This window comes from Sphingopyxis sp. H073 (genome assembly GCF_001468395.1).
Taxonomy (GTDB): Bacteria; Pseudomonadota; Alphaproteobacteria; order Sphingomonadales; family Sphingomonadaceae; genus Sphingopyxis.
Genome location: NZ_LNSG01000009.1, coordinates 48,322 through 60,153 on the forward strand (window position 1 = coordinate 48,322; position 11,832 = coordinate 60,153).

Genomic DNA, 11,832 nt, shown 5'->3' on the forward strand with positions numbered 1-11,832 from the left:
GCCCGGCAAATCGGCGGTGTCTGGCTTCCCTGGCGCAAAAATGGCGGCGGATGATTGCCCATCCACCGCCATTATGGGTTCGCAATGTCGCCGCTCAGGCGGCGATCGCTGCGAACGGATCGACCTGTTTGTGGATCGGCTGCGCCCGACCCATCCAGGGTTCAGGGCGGATACAGCGTACCCAGTCAGCAAAGCTTGGGATAAATCCGAGATCCTCCAAGACATGCTGCTCGCCGATCAAGCGAACCGGCACGATCCTGCCGGTCGAGATGGTAATCGTTGTGCCGAAAAAGCGCTCCAGCATGAAAATGCCCTCGGCATGGTGCCGCAATGCCCGGTGGCGAAAATCCGCCGTGATGGCTTTCGATTCATCGAACCACTGGTGCAGCGCCAGATAATCGTCCGCTGTGCCACCCCATTTGCGCACCGAGGAGAGGGCGTGATGATAGCAATGTCCCATATCATCCTCCCTCACCAGCTGTGGCTGTAAAGTTCGGCGGTGACATAGCGCTCATTATGCTCAAGACTGATGGTCTGCTCACGGACATCGAAGACGAACTCACCATAGGCGCCGTCATTATTTTCCCAGCCGCAATGGGTGAGGCTCAGGAGATCATAGGCGAGCTGCTCGATCGCCTCTGCAACGGGCATGCGTGTCCGCGTAGGCTCGTCTTGCCCCCAGACATGGCTGACGAGTTCGATTTCGGCGTTCGGCAGTTCGACCTTGGCGTTGTCAGCGACTGCGGAGATGTCCTCGATCTGGCCACTGTCGCCGCCGCCGTCGAAGGTGACGGTTACATATTGGATTCCTGCGGGATCGAGCACGCCGAACAGCTGCGCCTTGTTGGCATCGAGATACTGGATTGCTTTTTCGACCTCACGGGCGCGTTCGGCTTCCCATTGCACATAATCGAACGCGATAATGGGAGCGGGGGACGAAGATGTGTCTGTCATAACGATAGTCCTCTGATTGGGAGTGCAATCCCTTTTCGGGGGTACGGATGATGGAATTGGCGGAAGAAGCGGGGCGACCGCAGTCGCCCCGCCAGATTTTCACTCGGCCGCGACGGCGTAGTCTTGCTCGTCGTCGGGGATATAGGCCGGATCGGCATGCGCGGTGGCGATCCTTGCCGTGCGCAGCGGTTCTGGCAACCAGCCGCTATCCGCGAGAAGGGCTTCCGCCTGGGTCGCCATATCGCCCTTCTTGAGATGTTCGATCATCACCGCCTGGGCCTCATCGCAGCCTTCGCGGACGGCCTGCAATATGCGCGCCTTGGTGACGCGCCCGAAGAAGCCGTTGGCGGTGGGCCTCCATCCCGCCGCCGCCATATCGAGGCCGATGGTCGATGCGAGCGTGTCGGCATGTGCAATGGCGCGAGGTCTGCGGCTATAGGGTTCGATCACCGCATTGACCGAGAGCGATACGCAATGCGCGAACAAGGCCCTGGTCCGCGTCTCGTTCCAGCTTGCCAGCTCATCCCAAAGATGCTCAGGCTCTTTGGGCAGACTGTTGGCCCAGTCGGTATGGCGGTCATCAAGCGCCCGCGCCGAGGGAGTATCGGCGAGGCCCGGTGCCTGTGCCCCAAAGCCGAGACACTTCATCTCGATCTCAAGGCAGCTGTCGAGCGCATAATGATAGAAGCAACGCAGCGCCAGCGCATGGACGGCGGCGAGGAAGGCGATATCGACCTCTTCGCCCAGCCTGTGGCGCAATGCGATCGTGCGATGCGCGGTCAGTTCCGCCACCAGCCGGTCGGGCAGGGGACGCAGGCCATCGTCTTCATCAGGTTCGTCGGGAGGCGATAGTGTAGCCGCAATGCCCGATTCAGGACTGTGGCCTGCCAGCTCCTCGTCGCCGCCGTTCTCGTCCTCAATCACCGGCAGTTCATCTTCCGGCCGGACATAGCCGCGGTCGACCCGCAACATGCCATTGTGATCGATACTGACAAACGCCCCTGCTCGCGCCATCTCGTCGGCATCGAAGACCATGGGGCGTGCATCAAACTGGGCGAGCGCGGTTTCGATCTCGGCGAGGCGGTGGTCGACCTCCTCCGGCAATTCGTCGGCGTCAGAATAATCCGCTTCTAACTTGTCCAGTTCGGCCTGCAATGCGGCCCGTGCTGCCTCTTCGTCCTCGTTCAAGGCAAGCTGAACCCCGCGCAGCTGCCGCAGACCGTAAGCATGGCCATAGGGGAAGGACGGAGCGACCTCGATCCATTTCCATCCCTCAGCCAGGATTACATCGCCCCCTTCGCGTAGACCCTCGTCGACCATCATGTCGAGTAAGGCAACATCCTGCAGCCAGCCGCCATCGTCGGACTGGAACAGGTCGCGTGTGACCGCGCCACCCGCTTCTACATAGGCATCGAGCCGCACGAACTGCGCCCGCTTGTCGCTCGCCCGCACGGCGTGTTCGGTGAGCATGCGCCGGATTGCATGGGGCTGCTTGTCATAGGAGTGACTGAGGCTGTCGAACACCTGCTCTTGCCGCTCATGATCGTCGGAGACGGTGAACGCCATTAACTGGTCGAGGGTCAAACCATCCTCGGCATAGATGTCGAGCAGGCGCGGGCTGACAGCCGCGAGCTTGAGGCGCTGTTTGACGACCGATACGGCGACGAAGAAGGTTGCAGCGATCTCCTCTTCCGACTGTCCCTTTTCTCGCAGAGCCAGAAATGCGCGGAACTGGTCGAGCGGATGCAATGGCGCGCGCTGGACATTTTCCGCAAGGCTGTCCTCTTCGGCAATGCCGCCCTCGCGCACGACGCAGGGCACCAGCGCCGTTCGCGCAAAGCGCTTCTGCCTGGCCAACAGTTCAAGCGCGCGGAAGCGACGGCCCCCGGCAGGAATCTCAAACATGCCGGTTTCCGAGCCGTCCTCGACGAGGACCGGGCGCACGCTCAAACCCTGCAGCAGCCCGCGCCGGGCAATGTCTTCCGCCAGATCTTCGATCGACACGCCCGCCTTGATGCGGCGGACATTGGACTGGGAGAGCAGAAGCTTGTTGAACGGGATGTCCCGCGAGGTAGCGAGACGGATTTTCTCATATTTGGACATGACATCATCTTTCGCGACGGATGCCCGAAAGCCACTCTCTCGAGACCCAAATCCGTCACGAAAACACGGCATCCCTCTTCCTCTATGGGAAATCGGGACGCCGTGAGATCATCAGAGCCGAAGCAACCCGCCGGGTTAGTGCACGCGCTCCATCAGCTTCTTCGCCTTGCCCTCCATGTCGAGACGCGCATCCTGCTGGGGCTTGTCCCGCGCAACCGCGGTGATGCCCTGCACGAAATCGAAGATGCTCGCTGGCGGATGGCCTTCCTCCGCCAACACGCGTTTGATGATCTTCGCGGTCTCCGCCCTAGAGAAGCCACGCTTGCGCAGGAAATCGCTGCGATCCTCGTCGGAGCGGGCGACAATGCGTTCACGCGCCGTGCGGATACCTTCGATGAAGGGGCGGGGCGAAGAATCGGCAAAGCGGGCAAGGGCAGGGGCGGCCTCATGGGCGAAGCGGGAAGCGGCATATTTGCTGTGGCGGATCGCAATCTCCTCAAAATCCTCGACGCCCCACAAATTGCGGTTCTGGCAGACTGCGCGTAGATAGAAGCTCGCCAGCCCCAAAGTCTTGGCACCCACTTCCGAGTTCCAGCAGTAAAAGCCGCGAAAGAAGAGATCGGGCGAGCCATCGGGCAGCTTCCCCGCTTCGATGGGATTGAGATCATCGACGAGAAACAGGAATACATCCCTGTCCGACGCATAGAGCGTGGTGGTGTCCTTCGTCACATCGACATACGGATTATAGATACCGGTTGACCAGTCGAGCACGCCGGGTACCTTCCAGCGGGTATCGCCCGTGCCATTGCCAGCAATACGCTGCACCGCGGATACCAGTTCATGGTCGTAGATGCGACCATAGTCCGGGCCGGTGACAGCGCGCAGTTCGACCCGGCCATCATCAGATTCAAGCGTCTTCACCTGCTCGGTGCGATGCGAGGTCAGGCCATATTGGAGGTTGATGCCGGCAAGGGCGGCGGGCAGCTGGCGTAGATAGGCAGCAGGAGTGCCAACCAGCGAAGCCAGTTGGCCGAAGCTCCAGTGGGTGGGCGCGATAGGTACGTCGGAGCCGGGCAGCATCAGCGTCAGGGCTTCGGCATTGTCGCGTGAAGCCTCGACGCGGATCGCGGCGCTTTCGATGGTGCGCGTCCGGCTGTGTTTGGCGCGGCCCTTGAGAGACGCGAACAAATCGGTCAGCGACAAGAATCGCTCGTCGTCGGGACGCGAAAACCATTCGGACGACACCCGTCCTACGCGCTGACCTCGCGTTACATCCACCTTGTAGCCGCCGCGCGCATCGGCGCGCCCGTCCAGTATCTCAACATCGATCATGGGACTTCTCCATGACGGGCGGCCGGGAGACCCTCTCTCGGCCCTCACTCCGTCACAAAGCCGAAGGCCGAACTCTCACTCTGATATTTTGAGCGAAGCAGCGGACAAAATCGCGTCATGTCGGTCGGAAAAAATCCGACAGATCTGCTCCATTACCGCCCATTGTTCGCGCTCGACTGATTACGTGGCGATTACGTGGAGCGATACAAAGGTTTCCGATAGTAGAGATTATCACCATAAGTCATTGATTTTATGGTGAGCCCTGCTGGATTCGAACCAGCGACCTACTGATTAAAAGTCAGTTGCTCTACCGACTGAGCTAAGGGCCCATCGTGGCGCCGAAAGCGTCGACGCCCGAAGAGAGCCGTCGCCCTAGTGCGCCTCGGCGTTCCGGTCAACCGGCTTGGCGCGGATCAGGCGTGCGGCGAGTTGGCGGACCGTTCGCCCGCTGACCGGATCGCGCCATTCGGGGGCGACGGTGCGGAGCGGGCCAAGAACGAAGGCGCGCTCGGCCATTGCGGGGTGCGGGACGGTGACGTCGGCGTCGCTCCACGCGCCGCCCGACCAGAGCAGAATATCGAGGTCGAGCGTCCGCGCGCTCCAGCGCTGGCCGGTGCGGCGGCCGAACTGCGCTTCGATTTCGCGCAGCCGGGCGAGCATTTCGGGCGGCGTGAGCGGCGAGGCGACGAGCGCGACGGCGTTGGCATAGCGCCGGCGCGACGGCCCCACCGGATCGCTGGCGATGATCGGGCTGGCATCGACCGGCTCGATCTCGTCGCCTTCGAGCGCCGCGAGCGCCGCGACCAGAATGTGGCGCGGATCGCCATGGCGCGCATGGCGGCGGTTTGAGCCGAGGCCGATGGCATATAGAGCAAGGGGCGTTGCGCTGGTCATGGCGGAGCGCCTATCGCAGCCGCGTGGAGATTGTAAGCCCCTTGCCGGGAACCGAGCCGTCCCGCGATTGCCTGCGCTGTCCGCGGCTTGTCGCGCTTCGGGGTCAATGTCAGGTGGATCATCCCGACTGGTGGAACGCCCCGGTTTACGCCTTTGGCGATCCAGATGGATGGCTCGCGTTCGCAGGCCTCGCGCCCGGAAAGCATGGGGCGAACCGGACGGGGCGTCCATTTACCGGCGACTATGCTGGCGACCTGTTGTTCGCGACGCTTGCCGAGTTCGGATTGAGTGAGGGCATTTACGACGCGCGCGTCCACGATGGGTTGCGCCTTCAAGGGGCGATTATCGTCAACAGCGTCAAATGCTTGCCGCCCCAGAACAAGCCGACGCCCGCCGAAATCGCGAACTGCCGCCCCTTCTTCGAACGGCAGCTCGCCGCTTTGCCAAATCTGCGGGTCATCATCGCGCTCGGCCGAATTGCGCATGACGCGGCGCTTCGTGCTGCCGGCGCGCGACTGGCGGCTTACCCTTTCGCGCACGGTGCGGTCCATGCGCTGGCCGATGGACGGTATCTCGTCGATAGCTACCACTGCTCGCGCTACAATACGAACACCGGGCGGTTGACGCCCCCGATGTTTGCCGATGTGTTCCGTACCGCGCTTATCCTCCGCGATCAGACGAGCGAACGGAATTCCTCGACCACGGCGCGATAGAGCTGGCGCTTGAACGGCACGATCAGCATTTCGAGCTCATCGAGCTCGGCCCAGCGCCACGCCCGGAATTCCTGGTGCTTGGTTGCGATATCGACATCCCTGTCCTCGCCCATGAAGCGCATCAGGAACCATTGCTGCCGCTGGCCGCGATATTTGCCGCCCCACATTTTACCCATGAGGTGATCGGGGAGGTCATAGAAATACTCGGTCTTGCTGCGCGCGATGATCTCGACCAGCCCGCCATGGACGCCTGTCTCTTCGCCAAGCTCGCGGATCGCCGCTTCCTCGGCATCCTCGCCCGGATCGATTCCCCCTTGCGGCATCTGCCAGGCGTCCTCAGACGAATCGAGCCGCTGGCCTACGAACACGAGGCCGTCCCGGTTCGCGAGCATCACGCCGGCGCAGGGGCGGTAGGGGAGATTGTCGTCACTCATGCGCTGGCTTCGGTGACGATAGCCTTGAGCACTGTCAAGGCATCACGAATATCGGCCTTCGCGCTCGGAATGCCCTGCGACAGGTTGATGAAGCCGTGGATGGTGCCGCGCGCTTCGCGATAGGTCGTGGGCACGCCCGCCTCGATCAGCTTCGCCGCATAAGCGCGGCCCTGATCGCGGAGAGGGTCGAGCCCTGCGGTGATGAGCAGCGTCGGCGGCATCCCCTCCGCGGAGAAATCGAGCGGCGCGGCGCGGCGGTCGGTCGGGTCGGGGGCATAGTGGCCCGAGAACCAGGTCATGCTGCTCTCCGTCAGCAGATGCCCTTCGCCGAAATCGCGATAGCTTTGCCAGTCGTCGCTGGTCGTCACGGCGGGATAGATCGGGTGGATCGCGATCACCGGCCTCGATGCCGGATTGTCGCGCAGCGCAAGCGCGGTAACAATGGTCAGGTTGCCGCCCGCGCTCTCGCCTGCCAGCACAAGCCCGGTGCAGGGGATATTGTCGGCGACCCAGCGCGCCGCGGCCTCGCAATCCTCGGGGGCGGCGGGGAAGGGGTGCTCGGGCGCCAGGCGGTAGTCGATTGCGACCACCGGCATGTCGAGAATGCGCGCCGCTTCCGCACAATAGGCGTCGTGCGTGTCGAGGTCGCCGATCACCCAGCCGCCGCCGTGGAAAAAGACGAGCACCGGTCCCGGTGCGCGATCGGGCCGATTGTCATAGATGCGGACGCGAATCTCTCCCGCCGGTCCCGGAATGACGCGGTCCTCAACCTTCGCAATGTCGCCGCGTGGAGAATCGGCCATTTGCGTCATTGCCCGGAACATCTCGCGCGCGCCGTCGGCAGGCAGTTCCTCCATCTTGGGACCTTCCTGCGCGTTGAGGAAGGCGAGAAAAGCGGCCACGTCGGGGCGGGTGTAGTGGGTCGTGCCGTCGGTCATCCTGTCCATCCCTTTGTTGTTTTCTGCCGTCCAGATATTCGGCATCGGCCAGCCAAATTCAATCGCGAATCGAAACCGACCAAGTCCTGCCGCTTTGCGGCGCACAATTTTTTCTCAATTGCGGCTCGTGCCGTACAGGCCTAGGCCAATGTCACAGGTTCGCAAGATTCAAAGGCAGATACGAAAAATGGCGACAGCGGTAGAGGACCGGGCCGACAATCGGCAGTCCCCCCTTTCGGATGCAGTTGTAGTCAGGTTTGCAGGCGACAGTGGCGACGGGATGCAGCTGACCGGCGGTCAGTTTACCTTGTCGTCGGCGCTTGCGGGCAACGACTTTGCGACTTTCCCCGATTTTCCAGCCGAGATTCGCGCACCGCAAGGGACATTGTTCGGCGTCTCGGCCTTCCAGATCAATTTCGGGTCTTCGGCGATCGAGACCGCGGGCGACGCGCCCGACGTGTTGGTCGCAATGAACCCGGCGGCGCTCAAGACCAACGTTCCGCAGCTCAAGCCGGGCGGCCTGATCATCGCCGACGAGGGCGAATTCAACGATCGCAACCTCGCCAAGGCGAAATATGACGCGAACCCGCTCGACGACGGCAGCCTTGCGAAATGGCAGTTGCTCAAGCTGAATATCAGTCAGCTCACCATGGATGCCGTGAAACCCTTCGGCCTCGGCAACAAGGAAGCGCTACGCTGCAAGAATATGTGGACGCTGGGGCTCGCGCTCTGGATGTTCGACCGCGACCGCCAGCCGCTGATCGACTGGCTCAACGGCAAGTTCGCGAAGGACCCGAACCTTGCGGCCGCCAATGTTGCGGCGCTGAACGCCGGCCATGCCTATGGCGAGACCGCCGAGCTTGCGGGACCGCTCAAGCAGCATCATGTCGATCCCGCGCCCGTCGCTCCGGGCCTCTATCGCACGCTGACGGGCGCCGAGGGGATCGCGCTTGGTCTCGTCGCGGGCGCGCAGCTTGCGAAACTGCCAATGTTCTTCGGCGGCTATCCGATCACCCCGGCATCGGCGATCCTGCATCACCTGTCGCGGCTCAAGGAATATGACGTCACGACCTTTCAGGCCGAGGACGAGATCGCGGCGATCTGCTCGGCGATCGGCGCGAGCTATGGCGGTTCGCTCGGCGTCACGAGCTCGTCGGGTCCGGGCATCGCGCTGAAGGGCGAGGCGATGGGTCTCGCGATCATGACCGAGCTACCGCTCGTCATCGTCAATTCGCAGCGCGGCGGTCCCTCGACCGGCTTGCCGACGAAAACCGAGCAATCGGACCTCTATCAGGCGGTCTATGGCCGGAACGGCGACGCGCCAATGCCGGTGATTGCCGCGCGATCGCCCGGCGATGCGTTTGAATGCGCGATCGAGGCGTGCCGCATTGCGGTGCAATATATGACCCCGGTGATGCTGCTGACCGACGGCTATATCGCCAACGCGGCCGAGCCGTGGAAGGTGCCCGATCTTGAGAGCTACGATGATTTCCCGGTCGAGTTTCTGACCGAAGTGCCCGAGGGCGGGTTCAAGCCCTATGGCCGCGACGCGAATCTCAAGCGCCCGTGGGTCAAGCCCGGCACGCCCGGCCTGCTTCACCGCATCGGCGGCATCGAAAAGGAAGTCGACACCGGCCACATCAACTATGCGCCCGACAACCATCAGGCGATGACCGATATCCGCAAGGCGAAGGTCGATGGCGTGAAGGTGCCCGACCAGGTGGTCGAACTCGGCGCCGAGGGGGGCAAGCTGGCGGTCGTCGGCTGGGGGTCGACCTTCGGCCCGATCCATCAGGCGGTGCGCCGCAAGCGCGCCGAGGGCGCCGACGTCAGCCATGTCCACATCCGCCATATCTGGCCGCTGCCCGCCAATCTGGGCGAGCTGCTCAAGAGCTATGACAAGGTGATCGTGCCCGAAATGAACACCGGCCAGCTCAAGACGGTGCTGCGCGACCAGTATCTGGTCGACGCGAAGCCCGTAAACAAGGTGTCGGGCCAGCCGTTCACCATCGCCGAAATTGAGGCCGCGATCGAGGAGGCGCTGGCGTGACGACGGTCACCAGCACCGAGTATTTTAATGCGGCGGTCAATGTGGAATTGGCTGCGGGCCCGCACATATGTCCTGTGTGCAGCGAGTTCGAGTTTTCCGAGCAGGGCAGTTATGAGATTTGCGAAGTTTGCAATTGGGAGGATGATCCCGTCCAACTGAACCAGCCTGATTTGGCCGGAGGCGCAAATCAGTTTTCGTTGATCCAAGCCCGTCAGCTTTGGCAAGATTCTGGGAAGAAGACGAAATGAACGAGATGACCACCATCGCGCGGACGACCACGCTCAAGGATTGGGAAACCGATCAGGAAGTTCGCTGGTGCCCCGGCTGCGGCGACTATGCGATCCTCAAAGCCGTGCAACGCACGATGCCCGAAATCGGCACGGCGCCCGAGAACACTGTGTTCATCAGCGGCATCGGCTGCTCGTCGCGTTTCCCCTATTATATGGAAACCTATGGCTTCCACACGATCCACGGCCGTGCGCCGGCGTTCGCGACGGGGCTGAAGCTCGCCAATCCGGACCTCGATATCTGGATCGTCACCGGCGATGGTGACGGGCTCTCGATCGGCGGCAACCACACGATGCACCTCATCCGCCGCAATCTCGATTGCCAGATCATGCTGTTCAACAACGAGATCTACGGCCTCACCAAGGGGCAATATTCACCGACCAGCCGCGTCGGCACGACAAGCCCGTCGACGCCTTACGGCTCGGTCGATCGTCCGGCGCAGCCTGCGGCGTTCGCGCTGGGCGCCGGTGCGCGGTTCGTCGCGCGCGGCTTCGACGTATCGAAAGAGCTGCCCAACGTGCTGAAGGCCGCTCATGCCCATAAGGGCGCGGCCTTTATCGAAATTTTCCAGAACTGTATCGTCTACAATAAGGACGTGTTCGAGGATTTCGCCGCACCGAAGGGCGCCGAAGATCGCCAGCTCTGGCTCAAGCAGGGCGAACCCATGCTTTACGCCAAAGGTACCAAGGGCATCGCGCTCGACGCCGACGAACTGCACCTCAAGACCGTCGACGTCATCGATGGCGATTGGGAAGAAGCGGGCGTGATCGTCCACGACGTGACCAACCGCAGCGTCGCGCACATGCTCGTCGAAATGCGCTTCGGCGAATTCCCGATGGCGCTCGGCGTCCTTTACGACGATCCGCGCCCGACTTTCGAGGCCGACGTCGTCCGCCAGAACAAGGCGGCGAGCGAAGGCAAGACGGCCGATCTGCAAGGCCTGCTCAAGAAGGGGCAAACCTGGACGGTGACCGAGGGCGGTCCCGAACTCTGACGTCTTGCGAAGGGCTGGCCGGTCGGGTTTATAGGCCCGGATGGACAACCTGACGCACAGCCTCGTCGGCGCGGTACTCGGTCAGCTCGGTCTCAAGAAAAGGACCGGGCTCGCCGTGCCGACGTTAATTATTGCGGCGAACCTGCCTGACATCGACGCGGCCTGTGCGATCTATGGCATCGAGTCGCTGTCGATGCGGCGCGGGATCACGCACGGGCCGATCGCGCTCGTCCTTTTGCCTATTGCTCTTTGGGCTCTGATGATCGCCTTCGACCGCTGGCAAGACCGGCGCGGCAAGCGCCCCGCAGGACGGCTCCCGATCGACAAGGGCTGGCTGCTCGCGCTCGCCAATATCGGTTGTTTCAGCCATCCGGCGCTCGACTGGCTCAACAATTACGGCATCCGGCTGCTCGAGCCGTTCAGCCATCGCTGGTACTACGGCGATACGCTGTTCATCATCGATCTCTGGATATGGATCGCGCTCGGCCTGTCGCTGTGGCTGTCGCTGCGCCGCGAACGGCGCGGGACGGCGAATTGGCAGCGCCCGGCATGGGTCGGTTTTACCGCCGTCTGCGTCTATATTTTTGCCAACGGGCTGATGACGGGCCGCGCCGAAGCGCAGGCGGCCGAATTGTTGCGAAAGGCGGGGCAAGACGGTGCGCTCGTTGTCGCCAGCCCGCCGCCGCTGGCGTTCTGGAGGCGCGACATCGCCTGGCGCCGCGACGGCTACTACGGCGGCGGCGCCTATGCACTGGGTTCCGGTAGTACGGTCGAGCCCGGCATCCCAGACGGGATGAGCGATCTACGACTCCGGGCGTGGGTAAAGAACGACCCTGCCGCGCTTGCCTTCCTCTTCTGGTCGCGGATGCCCGTCGCAGAAACTGAGGGCAGCGCGATCGTGCTACATGACCAGCGCTATATGCAGCCGGTAGCGCGCGACCGTTTTACGGTCCGCGTGGAGGATCCCCGCGCAGCAACTATTGTCGAATAGGCGCGCGTTCATCCTGCCGCCTATCGCAATAAAATCTCTGGGAATCAAAAGGCTCGCACGCCTGCCTCGGCGGCTTGTGACGCCATGAAGGCTCGCGACAACCGATTGTCAGGCCGCTGCTTTTGCGGCAGAAAGCGGTAT

At 62.6% G+C, this 11,832-nt stretch carries 12 protein-coding genes and 1 tRNA gene; 5 read left to right on the plus strand and 8 right to left on the minus strand.

What is annotated here, in order from left to right:
* Window positions 1-94: 94 nt before the first annotated feature.
* The 6 genes from ATE64_RS16335 to folK form a co-directional block, all read right to left on the minus strand.
* Window positions 95-460, minus strand: coding sequence for a hypothetical protein (locus ATE64_RS16335; protein ID WP_058455777.1), 366 nt, complete (start codon window positions 458-460; stop codon window positions 95-97).
* Between the two features lie 11 nt (window positions 461-471).
* Window positions 472-954, minus strand: coding sequence for a DUF6878 family protein (locus tag ATE64_RS16340; protein ID WP_058455778.1), 483 nt, complete (start codon window positions 952-954; stop codon window positions 472-474).
* A 99-nt stretch (window positions 955-1,053) separates the two neighbouring features.
* A complete protein-coding gene (locus tag ATE64_RS16345) occupies window positions 1,054-3,057 on the minus strand; it encodes a ParB/RepB/Spo0J family partition protein (RefSeq protein WP_058455779.1) in 2,004 nt (667 codons plus the stop codon).
* Between the two features lie 135 nt (window positions 3,058-3,192).
* Entirely contained in the window at window positions 3,193-4,389 is a 1,197-nt protein-coding gene (locus ATE64_RS16350; RefSeq protein ID WP_058455780.1) for a hypothetical protein, read from the minus strand.
* A gap of 253 nt (window positions 4,390-4,642) precedes the next feature.
* Window positions 4,643-4,718 (minus strand) — tRNA-Lys (locus ATE64_RS16355).
* Between the two features lie 43 nt (window positions 4,719-4,761).
* Window positions 4,762-5,283: a 2-amino-4-hydroxy-6-hydroxymethyldihydropteridine diphosphokinase gene (gene folK, locus ATE64_RS16360; protein WP_058455781.1), complete on the minus strand. Its 522-nt coding sequence runs from the start codon at window positions 5,281-5,283 to the stop codon at window positions 4,762-4,764.
* Window positions 5,284-5,306: 23 nt separating this feature from the next.
* Here folK and ATE64_RS16365 point away from each other — a divergent pair, with 23 nt between their 5' ends.
* Complete coding sequence (locus ATE64_RS16365) at window positions 5,307-5,996, plus strand: uracil-DNA glycosylase (RefSeq protein WP_058455902.1); 690 nt, start codon at window positions 5,307-5,309, stop codon at window positions 5,994-5,996.
* Here ATE64_RS16365 and ATE64_RS16370 read toward each other — a convergent pair.
* Window positions 5,957-6,430, minus strand: a complete 474-nt coding sequence (locus ATE64_RS16370) for an RNA pyrophosphohydrolase (RefSeq protein WP_058455782.1) — start codon at window positions 6,428-6,430, stop codon at window positions 5,957-5,959. The genes ATE64_RS16365 and ATE64_RS16370 overlap by 40 nt on opposite strands.
* On the minus strand, window positions 6,427-7,368 hold the full coding sequence (locus ATE64_RS16375; protein WP_058455903.1) for an alpha/beta hydrolase: 942 nt from the start codon (window positions 7,366-7,368) through the stop codon (window positions 6,427-6,429). The genes ATE64_RS16370 and ATE64_RS16375 overlap by 4 nt, the downstream gene beginning before the upstream one ends.
* A 187-nt stretch (window positions 7,369-7,555) precedes the next feature.
* Between ATE64_RS16375 and ATE64_RS16380 the strand changes: the two genes are divergently transcribed.
* From ATE64_RS16380 to ATE64_RS16395, 4 genes are read left to right on the plus strand one after another with little or no spacing between them, the layout of a single operon-like run.
* Window positions 7,556-9,418, plus strand: coding sequence for a 2-oxoacid:acceptor oxidoreductase subunit alpha (locus ATE64_RS16380; protein WP_058455783.1), 1,863 nt, complete (start codon window positions 7,556-7,558; stop codon window positions 9,416-9,418).
* Window positions 9,415-9,666, plus strand: coding sequence for a CPCC family cysteine-rich protein (locus ATE64_RS16385; protein ID WP_197410153.1), 252 nt, complete (start codon window positions 9,415-9,417; stop codon window positions 9,664-9,666). The genes ATE64_RS16380 and ATE64_RS16385 overlap by 4 nt, the downstream gene beginning before the upstream one ends.
* Complete coding sequence (locus ATE64_RS16390) at window positions 9,663-10,700, plus strand: 2-oxoacid:ferredoxin oxidoreductase subunit beta (RefSeq protein ID WP_058455784.1); 1,038 nt, start codon at window positions 9,663-9,665, stop codon at window positions 10,698-10,700. The genes ATE64_RS16385 and ATE64_RS16390 overlap by 4 nt, the downstream gene beginning before the upstream one ends.
* Before the next feature lie 40 nt (window positions 10,701-10,740).
* Window positions 10,741-11,691 (plus strand): metal-dependent hydrolase, encoded by a 951-nt coding sequence (locus ATE64_RS16395; RefSeq protein ID WP_058455785.1) that lies wholly within the window; start codon window positions 10,741-10,743, stop codon window positions 11,689-11,691.
* Window positions 11,692-11,832: the final 141 nt, after the last annotated feature.